The organism is Butyrivibrio sp. AD3002, assembly GCF_000420905.1.
Lineage (GTDB): Bacteria > Bacillota > Clostridia > Lachnospirales > Lachnospiraceae > Butyrivibrio.
The window spans coordinates 229732-252894 of sequence record NZ_ATVV01000002.1 but is presented as its reverse complement, the minus strand read 5'-3'; the positions used below and the strand labels follow the sequence as shown (position 1 = coordinate 252894).

The following is a 23163-nucleotide window of genomic DNA, read 5'->3' as shown; positions in this document are numbered from 1 at the left end:
AATGAATAGAATACGTGAAATAATAGATTACAGGGATATGATATATAGCATGGTTAAGCGAGAACTGCGCGGGCGTTATCAAAAATCAGTCTTGGGAATGCTCTGGGCTTTGCTTAATCCGTTGTTTCAGATTGCTATATATACGTTTGTATTTGGTGTAATATTTCCAAGTTCAATTGATCATTATTATATTTATTTAACAGCGGGTATTGTTCCGTGGACATTTTTTAGTGAAGCAGTAGGACAGGGGGCCGGATGTATTGTTAATAACAGCAATTTGGCGACAAAAATATATTTTCCGAGAGAAGTTCTACCTATCTCAGCTGTAACAGCTAAATTTGTAAATATGCTTTTGGCATTCGTTATCGTTTTCTTGTTTATATTGGCAGGCGGTGTAGGAATCAATCCAATGGTAATATGGTTTCTCCCGATTATTATGATTATTGAATATGTAATATGTTTGGGATTCACACTGCTTTTTTCCTCGATAACAGTATATTTGAGGGATATGGAATATATAGTGGGAATTCTCATGATGGCTTGGATATGGGGAACGCCTATTATGTATAGTATGGATAATCTGGATCCATCAATTAAAACATTATTACTTTGCAATCCGATGACAAGTGTTGTTCAGAGTTATCATGCTGTGCTTTATTATAAACAGCTACCTGAGAGTACATATATAACTATTATGCTCATATCTGCAGTTGTGTTACTGATTGTGGGAGAACTTGTATTTGCCAGACTTGAAGGTGATTTTGCGGAGGAAATGTGATGTATGCAAATATAAGTAATCCGGAGAATTCAATAGAAGTAAGAGATGTTCATAAGTACTTTAAAGTATACGAAGATAAGGGTTCGATGCTTCGCGAGAGAATTATTAACATCGGCCGTAATAAATTCGAAAAAAGAAAAGTTCTGGACGGAATAAGCTTCGATATTAAGAAAGGTGAAGCGGTTGCTCTCATAGGACGTAACGGATGTGGTAAGAGTACAACACTTAAGATGCTTACAAAGATCCTGCGGCCCAATTCAGGAACAATAGCCGAGCAGGGTAGAATATCTAGTCTCATAGAGCTTGGAGCAGGATTCCATCCTGACCTGACCGGAAGAGAGAATATATATATTAATGCATCAATCTTCGGCATAAAGAAGAAGGAAGTTGATGCAAGGCTTGACGATATCATCTCGTTTTCTGAGCTTGAAGAATTCATAGACAATCCGGTAAGAACCTATTCCTCGGGAATGTATATGAGACTTGCGTTTGCAGTTGCGATAAACGTGGATGCGGACATACTCCTTGTTGATGAAATTTTGGCGGTCGGAGATCAGGCATTCCAGACAAAGTGTTTCAACAAGTTAAAGAGCCTAAAGGAGCAGGGGTTAACCATAGTTCTTGTTTCTCATGCACTGGAACAGGTAGAAAAGATATGCGATCGTGCCATTTGGATCGAAAATGGAGTTATCAGAAAAGAAGGCACGGCAAGACAGATATGTAAGGAATATCTGGAAGTAACTGAGGAACAAAGAGTCGAACGAGCAAAGTTTGAAGCAGAGCAGCAGCTGAAAAAAGAAAAGAAACTGCTTGATGATGACTCTGTTTCTGAGGAAGAAAAGAAAGCAATAGATCAGAGAATTAAGAACTTAAGCTGTAGAGAGATATGTTCTCAGTGCGGCCCTGATGCCAGAAGGCAGGGAAGCGGCGAAGCAGTATTCACAAATGTTGAGATGCTGTCAGCAGATGGTAAAAAAGTATCGCAATTCAATACAGGAGATAGTGTATCAATCAAGATGTCTTATAAGGCATTTGACACATCCAAACATCTCAATTTTGTTCTGGGAATCACCCGAAGCGACTGGTTGTATATATATGGCAGCGAGATGAGAGAAAGTACAGGAAGTGTTATCACCAACAAGGAGAGTGGCGAAGTTACAATAACAATCAAAAATCTAACTCTCCTAAAAGGTGAATACTTCTTGGATTTCTGGATTCAGGATGAGGAAGAGCATGAATTTGATTGTATTCATAGCCTCATGGTTATGAATGTTGTCGAGAATACCGGAAAAGATCATGGAATAATGAGCCTCGACCATGAGTGGGAATGTAGTTAATTCCCAAAGAATAACAGAAATGAAAAGGAACAAATGAGCAGAAGCGTACCAAACACCTCACGGAAAAATGGAAAATATATATATAGATTCCTATGTGAAGTTGCACTCACGGCTATTGCGGCAGGGATATTCTACTTTAATTGGTATAAGTTTGCGCAGGCAAATAACCAGACAGGACATCTTCTTGGAATAGCAAACCTCGGAATGGCAGCAGGAATTTATATGACCCTTTATGTGATCATTGGTAAATGGCTTCATGCGTTTACTATTGGTGTTGAACGAAAAGCCAATATTCTTGCAGGGCAGGTACTTACGCTTTTTACTGTTAATGCGATAGAGACACTCATATCTTGTGCAATTACCGGACAGTTCAGATTCTTTCCTCAATTTGTAAGAATTTACGGATTAGCGTTTCTCATCCAGGCGACAGTTAATTGCATTCTGACAATACCGATGGTTAATATCTATAGAAAGATATTTCCGCCTCTCTCAATTATTGAGATTCATGGAGATCACCACAATAATCTCTATGATAAGATAAACTCAGTTCATTACAAATATCATATATTAGAGCGTGTTTCGCTTGATGAAGATGAGAAGACTATTAGGGAAAAGATTGTACATTACGATGCTGTACTATTGAATGATCTTCCGGCACATAAAAAGAATAAGCTTATCAAAATCTGTTTTGAGATGGGGAAAAGGGTCTATTATGTTCCCAAAATCTCGGATGTACTTGTAAAGAATTCTGAGGAACTAAATCTCATCGACACACCGCTCTTCCTTAATAGGAATAATGGAATAACACCCATCCAGAGATTTATAAAAAGAGCTTTCGATATAATACTTAGTCTTGCGACACTTATTCTTCTAAGTCCGCTGTTCCTCATTACTGCAATTGCTATCCATTTTGAGGATGGAGGTCCTGTTTTCTTCAAGCAGGAGAGAGTCACGCTTGGCGGAGACAGATTTATGATACTGAAATTTCGCTCAATGATAGTTGATGCGGAGAAGGATGGAAGACCACACCCTGCAGGAGAACAGGACGACAGAATTACAAAGGTTGGAAAAATCATAAGAGCGGTCAGGCTTGATGAACTTCCGCAGCTGATAAATATCCTCAAGGGAGACATGTCCATAGTTGGTCCAAGACCTGAAAGATGGGAGCATGTAGAGAAATATTCTGAGGACATACCCGAGTTTGTATTTAGAAACAAGATGAAGGGTGGTCTTACCGGTTATGCACAGGTTTATGGCAAATATAATACTACAGCCCTGGACAAGCTCAAATTAGACCTATTGTATATAACTAATTATTCTCTACTCCTGGATATACAGATAATATTTGAAACAATAAAAATTCTTGTACACAAGGACAGCACGGAAGGCTTTACCGAGGACGCAAGTAAGGAAATGCACGATGCAGATCTCTAGGATAAGCGTTATAACAGTATGTTATAATAGTGAAAAGACCATAAGAAGAACAATAGAATCCGTTTTGAATCAGACTGAGGCACCATTTGAACACATATTTGTTGATGGTGCTTCTTGTGATAATACAGTAAAGACGATTGAAGAATATAAGTCCCAATATGAAGAAAGAAACATCCTGTTAAGGGTTATCAGTGAACCAGACGAGGGCTACTACGATGCCATGAATAAAGGCGTTCATACGGCAAATGGTGATATAATAGGGATATTAAATAGTGATGACTATTATGAGAAAAATGCACTTGAGATATTAAGGAAGTACACTACTGCCAATTCGGAAGCAGATATATTCATGGGGGCAATATATATCCACAATGGGCAGCAGATAATCAGAAAACAGGCTAAAAATACAAAGTATTACCAAACCTCAAGGCACTTTAATCATCCAGCAATGTTTGCAAAAATCGGAGCATACAGAGATGTTGGTGATTATGTTAACGGAAATGTCCATAATGATTATGGATGGTATCTTAAAGCCTTAAAAATGGAAAAAAAAGTATGCATCATACCTGATGTCCTTACAAATTTCACAATCGGTGGGGAAAGCTCCAGAAAATCATTTAAAAACACAATTAAAAGGATAAAGCTAAAATACCAAACATATAGAGAAAACGGATATTCTGCACTATATATTATAGAGTGCGTAGGGCAGGAATTAGTTAAATACCTGCTGCTTAAAAGATAACAGAATGTACATGAAGTAATTTAGGATATTAGATGAAAAAACTCGCAATAGACTTCACATGGCTGAGACATGGTAAGGTCGGTGGAACAGAATCAAGCATAACGAATCTTCTTAATGGACTACGACAGTTACAATCAGAAGAAGCAGAAATATATCTAGTGACCGCAATAGATAATCACGACTTTATTCGCAATAAATTCGGAGCGGATTATTTCAAATATCTCAAAGCAAATACAATATGCTCAAGCCAGCGAAAGAGAGTCCTTTGGCAAAACTTCGGGTTATGCAAATTGCTAAAAGAAAATGGCATTACTAGATGCCTGGAACCAATCTATAACATGCCATTTACTCCATTAAAAGGAATAAAGTTCTATACAATAATTCACGACCTCCAAGCAATACATTATCCACAGTATTTCAGTAAGGCCAGAATATGCTGGATGGACCTGTCCTGGAGGAATTCAGTACGCAGATCAGAAAAGGTTATAGCTATATCAGATTATGTCAGAGATGATATTCTTCAGCGATATAACCCAAAAGAAGGCAAGATTATCAGAATCTATGATGCCATAGAAATAAGCACAGAGAAATGTGCTGAGAAATCAGAGCTGGATAAATATAATGTAAAAGAAAAAGAATACTACTACACGGTATCTTCGCTTCTTCCGCACAAAAACCTCAAAACACTTCTATATACAATATCAAAGATAAAGAAGCAACAACCTGATATGCTATTTCCTTTAGTAGTATCAGGAGTAGGAGGAACTCAGGAAACAGAGCTTAAAGAGATAACTAAAGAGGAAAACATTGAAGATTATGTAATTCTTACCGGCTTTGTAAGTGATGAGGTAAGAAATATGCTGTATAAGAATTGCAAAGCTTTTCTATTTCCCAGCATATTCGAGGGGTTTGGTATGCCACCCATAGAAGCTATGGCATTTGGAGTTCCAGTGATCACGACAACGGAGAGCTGCATAGAGGAAATTACCGGAGGCTTAGCGGATTACGTCACAAATCCAACCGATGTGGATGAGTGGATCAGAAAAATATCAGCATGTCATACACCTGATAAACAAGCGGTAGATGAACTGTTAGAAAACTATAGAGCAGAAAAGATTGCCAGGGAACTATTATCGATAATATGAAAACATCAGTAGTAATGTGCACCTACAATGGTGAACAGTATATATATGAACAACTTAATTCCATACATGAGCAGACGGTTAAGCCTGATGAAGTAATAATTCAGGATGATGGTTCTACCGACAATACAACAAAAATCATCAAAAAATACATTAAAGATAACAACCTATTAGAATCGTGGCACCTGAAAATAAATGAGAAGAATCTTGGATGGAAGCAGAATTTTATGGATGCCATCAAGAAATCAACAGGGGACTTGATTTTTCTGTCAGATCAGGATGATATATGGGATTCTAATAAGATTAAAATAATGACCAATATTTGCTCAAAAAGTGGCAATATTGAGCTATTAGTATCAAGGCATGAGCCCTTTGATTCAGGCACAGGTGAGAAGGTAGAAATTTATCAGCCATCATTTGGAAAGCATATTCTCTCGATAGTGAGATTTGACGGAGCTTTTGCAGAGTGCAGAAGACCCGGTTGCACATATGCAGTATCGTCAAAACTAAAGCAATACATTGATGGTATTTGGGAACCTGATTGGCCACACGACCAGTTCTTCTGGTGTGTGGCCATTGCTCGTGGTACATTGTATTCATATAATGCTCCGTTGGTTAGATTCAGACGTCATGAGGGCACAAATACTCCGTCTAATGAAAAAGAAAGCGAAAGACGTGCAGATATCATAAAAAAGGATCAAATAATTGCAGAAGCATTGCTAGAAAATAGCGATAAATTGGGCATTCCAAGGGAATATTGGCGTATTATGCGAAAGTCTGCTATTATATATCGAAGGCGGGAAATCGCAATAAGAAATAAAAAGGTATTTAAACTCCTGCCACTGGTATTTAGAATGAAGTACTATACAAGGCCAAAAGCATGGCTTGGAGATATAGTAGCGGCGTTAAGATAAGCATATTGGATATATAAATATGGACATTGGTAAAGTATCGATAATTGTTCCTATATATAATCAGGAAAGATATTTGGACAAATCGATAAGAAGTATAATAGAGCAAACGTATAAAAATATAGAAATAGTTGCCGTTAATGATGGCTCAACTGATAAAAGCAGAAATATGCTTGAGGAATATCAAAAAGATGAAAGCAGACTAGTCATTATCAATAAAGAAAATGGCGGATTGATAGATGCAGTATCTGAGGGTGTTAGAAATGCCACGGGAGATTATCTTGCATTTGTTGACCCTGATGACTATATAGGTAGAAACTTCATCGAAGACTTGATGGATCTTTTCGACTCAGAAGTAGATATCGTGGCAGCAGGCATGTATGCAGAAGAACTTTCAGAGGAGATAACCAAAAGCAAAAGAACAATATTTCTTGATAAGGATGAAAAATATACAGGGGACAAGTTACAAAAGCTTAGAGAAGAATTTTTCTGGGACAAAAAGAGAGCAGTAAATATATCCCCAATATTCCAGTCAAGGTGTAACAAGGTCTACAGAAAGTCAATTGTAGATAAGATAATAGACGAATATCAAAGCCACAAAGAAGCTGTAGTAGGAGAAGATACCATATTTAATTATCTTGCACTTCAATATACAAAAGGAGTGAGAGCACAGAGAGAGCCTGTTCAGTATTATTATTGCCTAAGGCAGGAAGCATCCATGACCAGAGACAATGATCATGTGATAAGATATACAAAGAACAGAAATACACTACATGCCTTTAAAGAGATACTAGAAAAACACAATGATACAATGGACATGGCATATGAACTGTTTTATTTACAGATGCAGGTAGTACTATATCAGGCATCACAGTACTCGAATAAGTACAAAGAATTGCAGAATAACCTGAGATTCGGTAATGAATATAGAGAGGCATATCAGTCGATAATTCAAAATGCAATAGGAATAAAGAAGAAGTATCTAAGAATCAAATGTTTTATAGAAACATCAGCTCCTATTGGAATAGCATTTGGGATTAGAAATGTCAGGACAATCGCCGGGAAAATAAAAAACAGAAGTTGGAAGGAAAGAAATAAATGAGTTCACAAAATAATGATCGAGAAGTAGTAATAACAGCGAAGACAAGTCTTCTCGATCTTAACCTTGCCGAGTTATGGCATTATAGAGACTTGATTCTCTTATTTGTAAAAAGAAATTATTCTACGAGATATAAGCAGACGATACTTGGGCCATTGTGGCTACTTCTTAATCCACTTATAAGCACCACGCTTTATATCGTAATATTCACAAGTGTTGCACACTTACCAACAGATGGAATTGATGCTCTTGCATTCTATTTATCAGGTAGTATTATTTGGTCATTATTCTCAGCTTGTCTAAATCAGACATCCAATACATTTCTTGCAAATGCAGGGATAATGGGTAAAGTATACTTTCCAAGATTGGTAATGCCTATTTCAACAGTACTTACGTCTATGCTTGACTTTGTCATTCAGTTTGGTCTACTTTTAGCAATAATGCTAATTCAGGTATTACGTGGAGAACAGTATCATCCTAATGCATACATCTTATTGATTCCGCTCATAATAGTTCAGCTATCAATACTTGGCTTGGGCTTTGGAATAATAGTGTCATCTTTAACAACAAAATACAGAGATTTGACAATTCTAGTGGGGTTCGGACTTAGACTATGGATGTATCTGTGTCCGGTTGTTTACTCCTATTCCATGATTCCGGAGGCGTATCAGACATTATATTTGTTAAACCCTGTAACGCCTTCTCTGATGTTGTTTAGGTATGCTCTCTATGGCTCCGGAGGAACTCCTGTTGGCATGTGGGGAGTAAGCTGGATTGTTACAGCTATCGTATTGATTGTTGGAGTTATTATTTTCAATAAGATTGAAAAGACATTTATGGATACAGTATAAAGTTTGATAAATAAGGAAAAATATGAACGAAGATATTGCAATTTCAATAAAAGGATTAAAGAAAAAATATAAACTTGGTGCCATTGGTGGTGGAACTCTTAAAGGTGACCTTCAGAGTTGGTGGGCAAGAAAACATGGTAAGGAAGATCCCAATTCTATTGTGGGTTCGGATGATGTAAAAATGGGAGAGGAATTTTACGCCCTGAACGGTATTGATCTTGAAGTGAAAAAGGGTGAAGCGCTTGGTATCATTGGAATGAATGGTGCAGGAAAATCCACTCTCCTTAAAATCCTCTCGAGAGTTACCGCTCCTTCTGAGGGAGAGGTTCGCATACGCGGCAGAATCACCAGTATGCTTGAAGTTGGAACAGGATTCCATGGAGAACTTACCGGTAGAGAAAATATATACATGAATGGAGCCATTCTGGGAATGACCAGAAAAGAAGTCGATGAGAAAATTGAAGAAATCATCGACTTTTCAGAGTGCAGACAGTTTATTGACACTCCGGTAAAAAGATACTCATCCGGAATGTATGTAAAATTAGCTTTTGCTGTTGCAGCGCATCTTGATTCAGAAATAATGATTATGGATGAAGTGCTTGCTGTTGGCGATATGAAATTTCAAAAAAAATGCTTGGCGAAAATGGGAGATGAAGCGCAAGGAGGGAAAACTATCCTCTATGTGAGCCATAATATGGCAACTATAAGAAATCTTTGCTCGAGATGCATAATTTTGGATAAGGGAGGAATTATTTATGATGGTGAGCCAGAGCAAGCTATTGAAGAGTATTTAGGTCACGATGATAGTGGTTTGAGAAAAAAATATGATTTATCAAAAACTAAAAGAGCAGCTTATGAAATTGGTAAAGACTTTAAATTCAAAGAATTAGCATTTGTAAAGGACGTACCAATATACTCTTATACAGATATAATTCGCTTTATAGTGGACTATGATTATAAAGAACCATATGATGATGCAAGAATTTTTATTCATATATACAATGCAGATACAGGTTCTCCTATAAGCTTGGTTATTTCGGACATTATTGATGATTTAAGTGGAGAAAAAATATTTGAATTTAATCCCTCTATTATGGCGGAAGGTGTTTATTATTTTGAAATTGGTGCGATGCGGTTATTGCCAAACGGTAGCCATATCACATTAGATCGTACAAAAGAACGAATCTATTTTCAGATAATGAGAGATAAGCGTGAAGAACAGCCAAAGTGGAATCATTCAGTGTATGGAAGTACCATTTTCCCAAAATTGAGGATAACAGATGTTGAAAATATATAGAAGATTGTTTAAGAAGAAGATTCTATTATTATGGTATTCAATAGATGCAAATTTTGGTGATTACTATATATGTGAAACAGTTAAACGTCACATAGAGGGATGGGGATATAAATGTATCCCTATGGAAGTCGGGCTCCCATATGAAAAAATAGCAGAAGAGGCCAAGCAGTGTGATTTTCTATGGTTCGCTGGAGGTGGAATAATAGAGAGAGGGATGCCCAGTGTTTTATCTGAGTTTATTGAATTTCACGAAAAGGCAGGGTTTATAAAATATGGAATTACTGGATTAAGCATAGGGGAATTTGATTATTCTGATAAGAGTACGGCTTTAAAATATTGGGTTAATAATTCTTTGTTTTTTTATACTAGGGACTCATACAGTGCTAGAGAACTTAATTGTCTTGCTGACAGTAACAATGCAAAGGATTCAGTTGATGTTGTATTTGCAAAGGATGTAAAGTCAGAATATGTGAAAAATGAGGACGGGTACAAGATAGGTATCAATTTTAGGGATTTACCATATCCGGATTTGTCAGGAGAATTTGAATGGAATAGATGGAATGAAGTAATTGATAACATTGACTATGACGTAGTAGGTATACCTGATCAATATGATTTTTCGGAGAGGGTTAACTTTGTTGTAGATAAGTCGTATAGTCCGGATGGGGCGTTAGCTATTATTGATGAATGTGATTTTGTTGTGGCCATGAGGTTTCATGTAATTCTATTGGCAGCCAGAATGGGTAAAATACCTATTCCAATTAATTACTGTCCAAAAGTAGAGCGATTAGCTGAGCAGCTAGGAATAAGTGATTTGTTGTTAGGTGTTCATGAGTACAGCAGTTTAGAAAGAAAAATAGAATTAGCTATAGCGAGAAAAGCGAAATATGCACAAATAATTAGTGATTGTGTATGTGAATATGAAGAGCAGGCAAAACAATTATTTGATGAGGTAAGAAATAGTTTACAAAAGGAGATTTAATAATGAGAGAAGAAAAGTATTTATTTAGATTTGTTCCTACAATGAGATGTAATTTTAATTGTTCATATTGCTTTGAAGGAGATGTTTCAAAAAGGCCGAAAGAAACTATGTTTGATAATCATACTCCTCAAGAGTGGATTGACGCTATGAAAAATTACAGTAATAAAAAGATAGAAATATATATGTGGGGCGGAGAACCCTTTATGCTTGATGGAACATACGAGGTATTGAAAGAATGGCTAGCAATGGACAATATTCTTCCGGGTTGTCGTATTGATACAAATCTTTTCTTTGCAGATAAGATAGCTACGTTATGCCCTAGTAGTAAACTTAAACTTAATTGTAGTTATCATATGCAGTATCATACGCTAGAACAGCAATATGAAAAAATAAAGAAACTTAAGGATCTTGATATGGTAGGCATGATGAACTTCGTGGCTAGTGAGTATAATTTAAATAAACTCAAAAATGATTACAAGATGACAGTACAGGATTTGATTGATAAATTTGCTCAGATAGGTGTATTTGTCAACATTGCAGGAGATTTCTCCTATGCTAATAATGCTAATTATGAAAGACGCGATGAGTACATGAAGTTTATTTTGCAATTTATATCGCCTGAAGAATGGAGTCTTCTTCGAGGAGATCCACGAAAATGTAAGTGCGATGCTGGAAAGTACTTTTTCACAGTCAATTATGATGGCAGATTAACTAGCTGTATCGACGATAAAGTCTATGGAAATTTCTTTGAGGGGACTCTCAAGCCAGCTATAATTGCTAAAACATGTTCAAAATTATGTCAGTCGTTGATCTCGTATCCATGGAGACATGATAATGACTGTAACCCGTGGAGTAGTTTGACAGAATACGTGAAGCGTTGTGAAGAACATAGGAAAACTGTAAAAACATATACTGACTTTCAGTTTTAAGTGTGTCAGTATAGCATTTGGTGATTAAATTATGAATATATTGGTATCTACTGATGAAACATATGTATTTCAGACATTAGTTATGCTAGAGTCATTGTTTTCAACTAATGAAGGCGATATAAAAGTATATGCATTACTTAGAAATGTGAATGATCGTTGTAAAAAATGGATGAAAAAGTATGTTGAACAGCGAGGACATTTTTTAAAAATAATTAATATCGAAGATTCTGATTATGGAATTATAGGTGCAGATAGATATTCAGAGGCAATTAAAAGCACCCATCACCTTACTATGGCAGCGTATAATAGATTACTATGTACTGTGAAATTAGATGAAAAAATAGATAGAGTTATATATCTGGATTCAGATATGATTATAACAAAATCATTGTCGGAGTTATATAGTCAAGACCTTGATGAGTATGCAGCTGCAGTAGTTGAAGGATTCACTTTTATAGATTTTGATTATATGCTCCTGGCAAATAATGATGTAGAACGGACGAAAGCAACGATCAAATTTGCGCAGCAATTTAGGCGTCAAAATAATATTGAGTTTGGAGCTAAGTACTTTAACTCTGGCATGATGGTAATAAATCTTGATTATTTAAGAAAGCATGATTTCGTTTCCAGAGTGAAGAAACATATTATGGAACATGAGTGTACTGCTGATGCTGATCAATCTGTCTTAAACGTTGTGATTAAAGATGAAGTAAAATATGTTCCGCAAATATTTAATTGTAGACCAAGTGATTATGATAAAAGGAATAAAGCATTTTTGGAAATGCAGCCATATATTCTTCATTATGGAGTAAAACCTTGGAATGATTATAAGACGATAATGGGTAATAAGTGGTGGAAGTATGCGTTTAAAACAGACAAAAAAGTAGCAGCAAGGATGTTAGTTAAGTGTATAAAAAATACCTCTGAGTAAAACAGAATGTTGTTTTTGGGAATAATACTATGGAAGGATTTTAGTAGATGAGTGAGCAGGAGATAAGCTTGTTTGTTCCTGGACGATTATGCTTGTTTGGTGAACATACTGATTGGGCTGGAATGTATAGAACCACTAATTCTAAGCTTGAAAAGGGCATGGCGATAGTTACGGGTATTCAGGAAGGGATATATGCAAGAGCTCATAGATCAAATAAGTTCGTTATTACTAGTGATTTGGAACTATATAATGGTGAAGTCCTCGAATGTGAGATGGATTCTGAAAAACTCATTGAAATTGCTCAAAAAGGTGGCTTTTTTTCTTATGTAGCAGGAGTTGCATCCTATATTAACGATAATTATAGCGTTGGAGGGGTGGAAGTGTGCGTTACTCGAATGGATCTTCCCATAAGAAGTGGATTGTCATCTTCTGCGGCTATTTGTGTATTGATTGCTCGTGCATTTAATAAACTATATAAACTTCGCATGAATACACAAGGTGAGATGCAGGCTGCTTTTAGAGGTGAACAAAGGACACCTTCAAGATGTGGCAGATTGGATCAAGCATGTGCATATGGAATAAAGCCAGTTCTTATGGAGTTTGATGGCGTTGAGATAAATTCAAAAGTACTTCCTGTGGGAACAACATTTAGATGGGTTATAGCTAATCTAATGTCTTCTAAGGATACGATTAAAATTCTATCAGACTTGAATAAATGCTATCCATTTGCTGAGAGCGAGAGGGAAACATGTGTACAGGAAGCATTGGGCATAGATAATCGATGTTTCGTTAAAAAAGCAGAAGAATGTCTCAAAAATGGTGATCCTGAAGAGTTGGGAAGAATAATGAAAAGATGGCAGGAGAACTTTGATAGAAAAGTTATGCCTGCATGTGATGAGTTAAAAGCTCCTGTTTTACATGAAATATTGTCTGATCCCATAATAGATAATTGGATTTATGGTGGTAAAGGAGTTGGATCTCAAGGTGATGGGTCAGTACAGTTCCTGGTTAAAAATGAAGAATCCATGAAAGCCCTTCAAAAATATCTTGAAAAAGAGAAGGGGATGCCCTCATTTTCGTTAATCTTAAAACCAGGACAGACAGTGAAAAAAGCTATAATCCCTTTAGCGGGTTTTGGAACAAGGGTTTTTCCTGCTACTAAATGCATTAAGAAATGCTTTCTTCCTATTTTGGATACAGATGGAAATCTTAAGCCTGCACTTATGATTATGTTAGAGCAGCTTATTGAGGCAGGTATTGAAGAAATATGTCTTGTAATAGGCGATGATGAAAAAGCAGAATTTGAAAGATTCTTTGAGCCAGTTAGTAGAGAAAACTATGAAAAACTTCCTCAGGATAAAAAAGAATTGCAATGGGAATTGACCAGGATGCAACATAAAATAACTTATGTTGTTCAAAAGGAGCGAAAGGGGTTTGGACATGCGGTTTGGATGTGCAAAAACTTTGCAGGTGATGAACCGGTTCTTTTGATGCTTGGTGATTTTCTCTACAAATCTGATATAAATCAGAATTGTTGTGAGCAAGTAATTAATGCATTTAAAGAATTTGGAAAAGATTTGGTAAGTATTCATGAAGTTTCACTTGATGAAGTTGCGCATTATGGGATTTTATCAGGATGTTGGGATGACGAAAATGAGAGTGTAATGGATGTTCAACGATTTGTTGAAAAGCCAACAGATGATTTTGCGAAAGAATATTTAGGAGTGGAGAATAGGAAAAAGGAAAAGAAATATTATGCGACTTTCGGACAATATGTTCTTACACCTTGTCTGTTTGAGGAACTAGACAGACTGATTAAATATGGAAAACCTACTGAAGGAACAGAATTCGGGTTAACCGCAGTATTAGATTCGGTCAGAGAAAAATATGGCTTGGTTGGATATATTCCTAAGGGAAAAAGTTTTGATATAGGCTTACCAGAGGAATATAAAAAGACAATGATTGCTTTTGGTAAGCTATAACCAGGATGTACGAAGTTAAAAGCTTTTTGTTTTCCGCAATGTGTTTTAGGGAGACGATTATGTCATGACATTAGAAGAATTAAAATGTAATTATGATAAAGAAGTTGTTTTATTAGGAGAGCGCTTTTATATACAATTATTTTTAGATTGGAACTTCTTGGATAGACAGTCATACTATGTGTGTGATAAAGGTTTATATGGTATTAATGGGCTGAATATTATTGAAGTTGAGTTTGAAAATATGCCTAAATCAGCAGTTATACTATATTGTGGATTGGATCAAGGCACGAAAGACCAGTATAGAGATAATATAGATATTGATGTTTTTAATTTGGAAACTATAAATGACAACGGAACGTACACATATGATAACATTACGTATGTTATAGATGATGTGAAGTTTGTTTCATCTAATCCTCCATATATGAAATATGCATATCCACGAATTAATTTAGAGGATTTACAAGAATACTTACAAGAATTGTCTTTGGCTCCAGCGAGTAGAAGAGTTGATGAAAATGGTCAGATTTGTTTGTGGAATTATAGCGGGGAATATATTAATCAAAAAGATGGTAGGCGTATAACAAAGAATATGTACGATAAGGCTGAACATATTGTTCACGTTTTTGGAGATAGTCGAGTGAGCGGTTTTATGCTTGCGGATGATGATTTGTTTACCAATATCCTACAGAAAAGATTCAAAGAAAAAGGAATTGCATACAATGTAATAAACTATGGTATTCCTGGCAGAGAAATAGATCGTATGGAGTATCAGATTAAGAAAGCGGGGATTAAAGCAGGAGATATCGTTTTTATATGCACTGGTTGCTATGAGTATAGAGAACAAGCATTAGATCGGCAACGACAATATATTATGCATATTAAGAGCGCCAAAAACTATTGTGATAGTATCGGAGCTTTTTTAGTTTATATAAATTTACCTACAACTGTTGAAATATTAAACATGTCACCTGAAGAAGCACTGATAACTGAATTATATAAAAACTATAAATTCAGAGATTATTCATATGAAATAATCGATTACTATAAGGAGTTTATTTTCTTAAAATTGGAAAAATATGGTATTTACTGTCATGACTTAGCTATTGAATTCAATAAATATAGAAATGATCTGTTGTTTATTAATATGCATCATTACAGTCCAGCTGGGAATAAGATAATGGCTGATTATATGCTGCAGCTTATTAATATAATAGAGACAACAGAAGATAGTAAGGCTGCATTGACAATGTTTCGGGATGCTCAAAAAGCAAACGACACCTACTCTAAAGAGGGAAGAAGACAGTATTCGTTGATGGAACGCACCCATATTGACCTGGGGGGATGGAAGCGCATATATAATAGTGATATGAGGTTTAGATTCAAGACACAAATGCTAGCCTGTTTAAAAGAGATTACAAAAGAAGAAGGTGATAATGGAGCTATAGTAATGAATGCCAATCCATTTACCAAAGGGCATCTATACTTAGTTGAATATGCTAGCAAGGTAGTGAATCATTTATATGTGATTGTGTTAGAAGAGGATAAGTCTGACTTTTCATTTATGGATAGGTTTAAGATGGTTTATTTGGGATGTGGCAAAATGAAAAATGTTACTGTCATTTCAGGGGGGAGAGATGTGATATCAGATGAGACCTTTCCTGAGTATTTTATGAAGGCAGAGCTGCAAGATACAAAGATAGATGCGCTTAAGGATATTGAAAGATTTGCGACAGTAGTAGCACCCAAATATGGAATAAAGAAGAGGTTTGTTGGTGAGGAGCCATTTGATATTATTACAAATCAGTATAATGAGCAGATGAGACAGTATCTGCCCAGATGGGGAGTTGAACTGGTGGAAATTCCCAGAAGGTTGGATGAGAATGATATTATTAGTGCTTCAAACGTAAGAAAAGCACTCAAAGAAAATGATTGGGAGACGGTTTATAGAATGGTTCCAGTTTCTACATATAATTACTTAAGAAAAATGAAAAAGAATCTCTCGGTATAGAGGTGAATCTATTAGGTTGCAAAGTAATTGCAGAAAATAGAGATACAAGGTTTAAAAACACATTATGGGTACAGCAAATATAAATAAGATAATGTTTTGAAAATATTATATATAACAGGAATAGAATGATGAGTATATTTCTTTCATATTGTCATAAGAATAAAGCTATTGCAGACTTAATTGATAAAGCATTGCAGACAGAGTGTGGCATAATCGCTGAAAGGGACGAACGAGATGTGGGGCCATGGAACAGTTTTTCTGAATTCATGGAACAGGCTGGAACTGTAGACATTGTCATGCCGATTATTTCTGGTGATTATCTAAAATCACGAAATTGTATGTATGAGGCTTTAGAAACAATACGAGACAGAAAGTATAATGATAAGATATTTCCAATTGTTCTAGAAGATGACATATACAATCGGATGAATCATATTCAATATGTAAAATTCTGGCAAGAGAAATCAGAAAGTTTTGAGAATGAACTAGACGGGATAAGGGCAGAAAATCTAGGACCACTAGGAGATGAATTAAAGTTTTCAAAAAACATAGCTGAGTCCATGGCAGAATTTCTTTCTGTAGTTACGGATAGGAATAATCCCAGTATTTTAAAAGGGATGGAAAGAGTTACGGATTTTGTAAAGGAAAGATTAGGGCTGGAAAAAGATACAGAGATAATTAAAGAGGAAGACAAAGATTACTTTGAGGAATATGGAATAGAGAAAAAGAGGTTGCCTAAGCATTTCACGGATTTGGAAAAGGAAGAATTTGTTCGTGCAAGTTATCGAGATATTATAGCTGGACTATCTCAAATATGCGATCAATATACAAAAGAAGATGGTATTGTAAAGATAAAAACAAAAAAGCGCAGTGACAACAGTTTTGTTATCTCCATATATAGCTATGGAAATAAAAAGAAGGCGTTACAAGTTGGGTATTGTGATCAAGGTACAAATTTTGGAATGTTAGGAATATATACATCTGATAGTATTAGTAATTCGATGGCTTATCATAGTGGAAAATCATATAATGGTTTGTACCTTGTTGAAACTGATAATAACGAATTGATCCTGAATGCAACATTGTCATTTTTAGCTACAAATAAAAATATGCATGCAAAGGATGTAGTCGTAGATATATGGAAATGTCATATAGAGCCATATATTACATGAGTTTAATTGTTAAATCTTTACGTGTAAATCAATTTACGGAGACCAGTTATGAAAAAAAGACTAAAGTATGATTATCATGAATTGAGTGGGAGAATCACGGTAAGCGCTTATAATTCGAGACCAATGACAGATGAAGAAAAGGAAAACTATAATCAAGCATTGAACTTGCTGCTAGGAGACGACTTCGAGGTATCATTGGTACATGAATCTACTAGACAGAAACTTGCTTCATTTGCGATAAAAAAAGGCATCGTGTCCATAGAAATTGATGAAGAAAAATCAGAAGACTATTAATGACTGGAAAATTGAATGGTGAAAATTATAACAGTATTTGGAACTAGGCCAGAGGCAATAAAGATGTGCCCTTTGGTTTTGAAATTAAAGGAACAAACTGAAATTGAATGTGTAGTATGTCTTACCGGGCAACATAAAGAGATGCTGTATCAGGTTATGGCGGCTTTTGGAGTAAAAGAGGACTATAATCTTGAGATAATGAAGGATAGACAGACGCTTACCACAATTACGACGTCTATTTTGGAGAAAATAGAGCCGATTTTGAAGAAAGAAAAGCCTGATATTGTGCTGGTGCATGGAGATACAACTACATCATATGCAGCAGCTCTTGCTGCATTTTATCAGCAGATTCCTGTGGGACATGTTGAGGCTGGACTTCGTACAGGAGATATTTACTCTCCTTTTCCGGAGGAAATGAATAGGCTTCTTACGGATAGAATTAGTACATATTACTATGCTCCAACCAAGATGAATGCAGATAATCTTCTAAGAGAAGGCATAACTGATAATGTGTTTGTGACAGGAAATACAGTAATAGATGCTTTTCAATATACTGTTAAGGATGATTATGCTTTTACGGACGTGGCATTAGATTCAATAAATTATAGATTGCATAAGGTTATTGCGGTTACGGCACATAGAAGAGAAAATCTGGGACAGCCGCTTACTAATATATGCCAGGCAATAAAAAGATTGGCTACTGAGTATCTGGATTGTATATTTGTTTATCCTGTTCATCTTAATCCGGCTGTAAGAGAAACAGTATTTGATATACTGTCGGAAATAGATAACGTGAAGCTGATAGATCCTATTGATGTTCTTGATATGCATAATCTTTTAGCGCGCAGTTATATGGTTATGACAGATTCGGGTGGATTACAGGAAGAAGCTCCACATTTTGGCAAGCCGGTGCTTGTTCTTAGGACAGAGACAGAGAGACCGGAAGCTGTAGAGGCGGGCACAGTTAAGGTCGTGGGAGTTGATGAAGAGACAATTTATTCTGAAGGCAAGGCGTTGTTGGAAGATAAGGATAAATATGAACAGATGGCAAAGGCTGTAAATCCTTATGGTGATGGGCATGCCAGTGAGAAAATAATAGAATCTTTAATAAGGAGTTGTCGCTACTAGGCAAGCAGAGAATAATAAATAATATACGCAGATATGTTGTATGAGGTTATAAGTATATGATAAGGCAAACGTTGGGAGAGCATCCTAAGATATCAGTTGTTCTTCCGGTATATAATGGAGAAAGGTATCTACGACAATCAATAGAAAGTGTTCTTAATCAATCGTATAAGAATTTTGAGTTGATAGTTGTTAATGATAAATCTACTGATTCTACCCCAAGTATAATTGATGAAATGGCAAAGAAAGATGCCCGAATAGTTTTTGTGGATAATAAGAAGAACTTAAGATTACCTAGATCTTTAAACAAAGGTTTTTCTTTTGCAACAGGAGATTTATTTACCTGGACATCTGATGACAATATTTTTTTAGAGAATGCGTTTGATGAAATGGTATCCTTTTTTGTTGCACATCCAAAATATGATTTTGTTTTTTCTAAAATAGAGTATATTGATGAGAATGGTGTAACAAATGGAGATGCAAATTATATTAATGGTGATTTGACGGAATTGCCACTGAGTAATTGCATCGGAGCTTGTTTTATGTACAGGAATTATGTGCATAAGAAGCTTCATGGCTATAACACTAAAAAATTTCTTGTTGAAGATTATGATTTTTGGCTCCGCGTATATAGAGACTTTGAAATGGGATTTATTCCGAAAGTGTTATACTATTATAGAAATCATGGAGAAAGTTTGACAGCTACTAAAAGTGAAGCAATTCAAGCAGGTAGAATAGGTCTCTATGAGGATGAATTAAAATGGAAAGTAATATCAAAAGACATAAAGATAATGCTTTGTAAGGAAGTTGCGGACTATGCATATAAGCATGGTGATTATACTAAATTTAGAAAATATATGAGGCTACTGAACAAGTATTCTGAAACTATTTATGAGGAATATAAAGGATATTTTGATTCTGAATTATTACAGCAAAAGGATTATTTGAGTTTTATAAAGAGATGAGTACTAGATATATATGGAAGATAAAAGATAAATTTTTGATTTCCTCATTTACCAATAAAATTCCCAAAAGTAAAGTTGTACATAAGTTAAAAAGATATGACATTATATCTTTTGACATTTTTGACACGCTAATTACAAGAGCAGTAAATACACCGTCTGATGTATTTGATATGGTGGGTGAGAGGATTGGGAATACATCATTTAAAGAATTGAGGATCGCAGCAGAGGAAACTGCCAGAAGAAATACCATTGGAAGAGAACCAAATATTGATGAAGTCTATAAGTATCTTGACATACAAGATAAGAATAATACTTTGAATATCGAGTTAGAGACAGAATTGAATGTATGTAAATGCAATCCTTATATGTTAGAGATTGTTAATGACTTACAAAAAATTGGCAAGAAGATAATTGTTGTATCTGATATGTATCTGTCTTCGTTGTTTTTAAAAGGGATGCTTAATAAAAATGGCTATGATCAGTTAAATTGTGTATATGTTTCCAATGAATATAGGGTTAGTAAATATGATGGTAAACTATACAGATTGTTGAGCGAAGAGGCTATTGGTGGGGATTCTATAATCCATGTAGGCGATAATGAGCATTCGGATTATTATATGGCTTTGGAAAATGGGTGGAAAGCACTGCATTATAGAAAGGAATGAGTATGAAGAGGAATGAAACAGAACAACGTCTGTGGGATTTGTATGTGAAATATAAAAATGATGGTTTTTCATCGTTGGCCTTCACATTGCATTTCTTTATAGAAAAGTTATATAAACGCCTTGTAGATAATTGTATACAGGATGTCTTTTTTTTGTCCAGAGAGGGACAATTTCTAAAAGAGTTGTTTGAAGAGTACCAGAATAGGAATAATGTTACCTCCAAGGTAAACTCTCATTATTTGATTGTTTCGAGAAGATCCACAACAATGCCGGCTTTAAAGAAATTAGAGGAAGAAGATTTCGATATTATTCTCCGGCAATATTTTAATATTTCACTATATGATTTTTTATCTAGTATAGGATTTGAAGAAAGTGAAATACGTGAGATAGGGAAAGATATTGATTTTGACATTTATACTCGATTAGAAGATTTTAAGCATCAGTATATATATCGTAAATTAAGAAAGAGCAACCTCTTCAGAAAGTTATATGAGGAAAAAAGAAAAGAACAAAAGAGCAATTTTACCAAATATTTGGATTCATTCGGGGTAGACTACTCAAATGGTCTTTGTATAGTGGATGTTGGTTGGAAAGGGACAATCCAGGACAATATTTTTGAGTTCTTAGGCGAAGAAATAAAGGTAACAGGTTTCTACCTTGGTATAAATGGTCATGGAATAATAGATCCGCTTAATTATAAAAAAGGAATACTATTTTATACGGACTGGAACAAGTTTACACCGTATTTCTTTGTGTTTAGTGATAGTACAGCTATTTATGAGGTTATGCTTGGTGCCTCACATGGAAGTGCTCATTCGTATGAAGACGATAATGGAAAAGCTGTGCCGGTAACAAAGGAACAAGAAAAAGAATTAGAGTTGTATCATAGCATTATCAAGCCGGAACAGGAAAAAATGATGGTGCTGTTCAAAAAGATAGATGATATTTGCAGAGTTAGTAATTTAGATGTTTCGGAGGCATTATGGGCGGATATTCATGCTCATTTGATTTTTAAGCCAAGTAAGGAGCAAATTACTATTTTTAATAGGATGTATCACTATGAGAATTTTGGTGTGTTTGAATATACTACTTTTGACGGAAATGAGATTACTATGGGCAAGAGATTGTCTGCTTTGAAAAAACTGGCAAGAAGACCAGGAGCATTTTTGAAGTCGGGGTATTGGACGCCTGTTACATTATATGCAAATGGATTGGGGTGTTTGAACAAATTATACGGTGCTATTGTTTATAGAAAGTTTTACGAAAAGAAGCCTATGCAATTGATACAGGAAGGGATATGTGAGGAATAAGCCATGAAATGGGCCATTTTTTTGGGTTCTACTACTGTGGGCGGTGGTACCTATGTGATTTTTGAACATGCGACACGTGCTAAAGAAAAAGGCGTCGATGTCACTATCGTTACAAGAGAGAAAGTCTCAAAAGAGGAATTATATTGGCATACTAAAGCTTCAGAATTGCGCTTTATTACTGTAGAAGAAGCTTCAAAAGAAGAGTTTGATGTTGTTATATCAACATGGTGGGCAATGGTTGGAGAGGCATACAAAGTAAAGGGTAAGCAGTATCTTTATTTTGTTCAGTCTATAGAATCCAGATTTGCTCCAGAAAAAGAAAAACCTACCCGCAGATATGCTGAATCCACCTATATGATGCCAATGGAGATAATTACTGAGGCAACTTGGATTAAAGAATATTTGGAAAAGAATTATCTGAAACATCCAATATTGGTTCATAATGGTATCAGAAAGGATATTTATTTCCCTGATGGTGAAGTAATAGAAAAAAGAGATCCCAATAAGCTACGCGTGTTGGTAGAAGGTCCGGTAGACGTAGATTTCAAAAATGTTCCCAAAACGATTAAATTGTGCCAGAAATCAAAAGCAGATGAAATATGGCTGATGACATCAAGCGAGATTTCCAAGTATAAGGGTGTGGACAAGGTGTTTTCGCGTGTTCCTATCTGGGAGGCAGCAAAAATATACAGATCGTGTGATGTTATTGTTAAGCTAAGCTATGTAGAGGGTATGTTTGGTCCTCCTCTTGAGATGTTCCATTGTGGGGGAACAGCTATTACATACGATGTTACCGGTCATGATGAGTATATTGTTAATGGAGTTAACGGACTTGTTGTTCACCGTGATGACGATGATAAGGTTGTAGAGTATCTAAATAGATTAAAGGAAGATTCTGAGTACTTGAATAATTTGAAAAAAGGTGCTTTAGATACGGCAAATAACTGGATAGATTGGGAAACTTCATCTGACAGATTTTATGATGCTGTTATGGAACTTTCAAAACCTAAAGAGGATAATCTTCAGGAAAAACTTGCCATGATGAGCAGGTTCTATTTTGAGGACTATACTGTTATGCAGGACTATCTTAATGCTCTTGAATATATGAAGCTGTTTAGACCGGTGGCAAATTTTGTTAATAAGACGAAACGTTACATTCCTGCACCGATAAGGAATGCATTAAGAAATCTGTAAGATTTTGTTGGG

21 protein-coding genes are annotated in these 23163 nt (G+C 35.5%); all 21 read left to right on the top strand.

Features of this window, described 5'->3' with window-relative positions:
- Window positions 1-49: 49 nt before the first annotated feature.
- The 21 genes from G596_RS0103505 to G596_RS20705 all read left to right on the top strand — a co-directional run bounded on the left by G596_RS0103505 (window position 50) and on the right by G596_RS20705 (window position 23151).
- Window positions 50-778, top strand: coding sequence for an ABC transporter permease (locus G596_RS0103505; RefSeq protein WP_196805185.1), 729 nt, complete (start codon window positions 50-52; stop codon window positions 776-778).
- Window positions 778-2115, top strand: a complete 1338-nt coding sequence (locus tag G596_RS0103500; protein ID WP_022760454.1) for an ABC transporter ATP-binding protein — start codon at window positions 778-780, stop codon at window positions 2113-2115. The genes G596_RS0103505 and G596_RS0103500 overlap by 1 nt, the downstream gene beginning before the upstream one ends.
- Before the next feature lie 33 nt (window positions 2116-2148).
- Window positions 2149-3549, top strand: coding sequence for an exopolysaccharide biosynthesis polyprenyl glycosylphosphotransferase (locus G596_RS0103495; protein ID WP_022760453.1), 1401 nt, complete (start codon window positions 2149-2151; stop codon window positions 3547-3549).
- Entirely contained in the window at window positions 3536-4291 is a 756-nt protein-coding gene (locus tag G596_RS20735; RefSeq protein ID WP_022760452.1) for a glycosyltransferase family 2 protein, read from the top strand. The genes G596_RS0103495 and G596_RS20735 overlap by 14 nt, the downstream gene beginning before the upstream one ends.
- 32 nt (window positions 4292-4323) lie before the next feature.
- Window positions 4324-5436: a glycosyltransferase family 4 protein gene (locus G596_RS23425; RefSeq protein WP_022760451.1), complete on the top strand. Its 1113-nt coding sequence runs from the start codon at window positions 4324-4326 to the stop codon at window positions 5434-5436.
- Window positions 5433-6347, top strand: coding sequence for a glycosyltransferase (locus tag G596_RS23420; protein ID WP_022760450.1), 915 nt, complete (start codon window positions 5433-5435; stop codon window positions 6345-6347). The genes G596_RS23425 and G596_RS23420 overlap by 4 nt, the downstream gene beginning before the upstream one ends.
- A 19-nt stretch (window positions 6348-6366) precedes the next feature.
- Complete coding sequence (locus G596_RS23415) at window positions 6367-7446, top strand: glycosyltransferase family 2 protein (RefSeq protein ID WP_022760449.1); 1080 nt, start codon at window positions 6367-6369, stop codon at window positions 7444-7446.
- On the top strand, window positions 7443-8294 hold the full coding sequence (locus G596_RS0103470; protein ID WP_022760448.1) for an ABC transporter permease: 852 nt from the start codon (window positions 7443-7445) through the stop codon (window positions 8292-8294). Before G596_RS23415 ends, G596_RS0103470 begins: the two co-directional genes overlap by 4 nt.
- 22 nt (window positions 8295-8316) lie before the next feature.
- A complete protein-coding gene (locus tag G596_RS0103465; RefSeq protein ID WP_022760447.1) occupies window positions 8317-9591 on the top strand; it encodes an ABC transporter ATP-binding protein in 1275 nt (424 codons plus the stop codon).
- Window positions 9592-9595: 4 nt separating this feature from the next.
- The gene (locus tag G596_RS0103460; RefSeq protein WP_196805184.1) at window positions 9596-10573 is read left to right on the top strand and encodes a polysaccharide pyruvyl transferase family protein; all 978 of its coding nucleotides are present in this window, start codon (window positions 9596-9598) and stop codon (window positions 10571-10573) included.
- Window positions 10574-10575: 2 nt separating this feature from the next.
- Window positions 10576-11502 carry a radical SAM protein gene (locus G596_RS0103455; protein ID WP_022760445.1) on the top strand — a complete coding sequence of 309 codons (927 nt, stop codon included), beginning with the start codon at window positions 10576-10578 and terminating at the stop codon, window positions 11500-11502.
- Between the two features lie 31 nt (window positions 11503-11533).
- The gene (locus G596_RS0103450; RefSeq protein WP_022760444.1) at window positions 11534-12433 is read left to right on the top strand and encodes a glycosyltransferase family 8 protein; all 900 of its coding nucleotides are present in this window, start codon (window positions 11534-11536) and stop codon (window positions 12431-12433) included.
- 47 nt (window positions 12434-12480) lie between these two features.
- Entirely contained in the window at window positions 12481-14415 is a 1935-nt protein-coding gene (locus G596_RS0103445) for a sugar phosphate nucleotidyltransferase (RefSeq protein ID WP_022760443.1), read from the top strand.
- Window positions 14416-14479: 64 nt separating this feature from the next.
- Window positions 14480-16426 carry a citrate lyase ligase gene (locus tag G596_RS23410; protein WP_022760442.1) on the top strand — a complete coding sequence of 649 codons (1947 nt, stop codon included), beginning with the start codon at window positions 14480-14482 and terminating at the stop codon, window positions 16424-16426.
- Window positions 16427-16551: 125 nt separating this feature from the next.
- A complete protein-coding gene (locus G596_RS0103435; protein ID WP_081646622.1) occupies window positions 16552-17598 on the top strand; it encodes a toll/interleukin-1 receptor domain-containing protein in 1047 nt (348 codons plus the stop codon).
- Window positions 17599-17646: 48 nt separating this feature from the next.
- Complete coding sequence (locus G596_RS0103430) at window positions 17647-17892, top strand: hypothetical protein (RefSeq protein WP_022760440.1); 246 nt, start codon at window positions 17647-17649, stop codon at window positions 17890-17892.
- A 15-nt stretch (window positions 17893-17907) separates the two neighbouring features.
- A complete protein-coding gene (gene wecB, locus G596_RS0103425; protein WP_022760439.1) occupies window positions 17908-19020 on the top strand; it encodes a non-hydrolyzing UDP-N-acetylglucosamine 2-epimerase in 1113 nt (370 codons plus the stop codon).
- 56 nt (window positions 19021-19076) lie between these two features.
- The gene (locus tag G596_RS20710) at window positions 19077-19982 is read left to right on the top strand and encodes a glycosyltransferase family 2 protein (protein ID WP_022760438.1); all 906 of its coding nucleotides are present in this window, start codon (window positions 19077-19079) and stop codon (window positions 19980-19982) included.
- Window positions 19979-20647 carry an HAD family hydrolase gene (locus G596_RS0103415; RefSeq protein ID WP_022760437.1) on the top strand — a complete coding sequence of 223 codons (669 nt, stop codon included), beginning with the start codon at window positions 19979-19981 and terminating at the stop codon, window positions 20645-20647. The genes G596_RS20710 and G596_RS0103415 overlap by 4 nt, the downstream gene beginning before the upstream one ends.
- Window positions 20648-20649: 2 nt before the next feature.
- The gene (locus G596_RS0103410; RefSeq protein ID WP_044927773.1) at window positions 20650-21957 is read left to right on the top strand and encodes a hypothetical protein; all 1308 of its coding nucleotides are present in this window, start codon (window positions 20650-20652) and stop codon (window positions 21955-21957) included.
- A gap of 3 nt (window positions 21958-21960) precedes the next feature.
- Window positions 21961-23151 carry a glycosyltransferase family 4 protein gene (locus G596_RS20705; protein WP_022760435.1) on the top strand — a complete coding sequence of 397 codons (1191 nt, stop codon included), beginning with the start codon at window positions 21961-21963 and terminating at the stop codon, window positions 23149-23151.
- Window positions 23152-23163: the final 12 nt, after the last annotated feature.